The organism is Bradyrhizobium sp. Kon37 (assembly GCF_055807535.1).
Genome location: NZ_JBVVOY010000203.1, coordinates 1 through 321, shown reverse-complemented (window position 1 = coordinate 321; position 321 = coordinate 1). Strand labels below are relative to the sequence as shown.

General features: G+C 52.0%; 1 protein-coding gene. It reads left to right on the top strand.

Annotation, left to right across the window (positions count from 1 at the left end):
* Positions 1-19: 19 nt before the first annotated feature.
* On the top strand, positions 20-321 hold a 302-nt coding region (locus AC0L3J_RS37805), incomplete at its 3' end, for a hypothetical protein (RefSeq protein ID WP_473350505.1).

The window sequence follows — 321 nt, the reverse complement described above, 5'->3', positions numbered from 1 at the left end:
AGGTGCACAGGCCAGTGCGATGAACTCCTGGGACGGGATGTTCGCCCAGATGGAAGCCAACCTGCTTGAATTTCGCATAAAGGTGGCAAACAGCGGCCCCTTTGAAGAAATCAAGAACGAGATGCGCCGGGTGCTTAACTGGCACGACATGGCGGATAAATCCGGGGAACTTGACGCACTGGCAGAAAACATTGGTCAGAAATTTCTGACCACGTTCAGAACGGTAAAAATCTCGGCGCAGGAATTATGGCGCTGGCTGAAACCGGGTAAAGATGCGCTGGCATGGGTTGACCAGAATATTGTCAGCCTGAAAAAACTGGC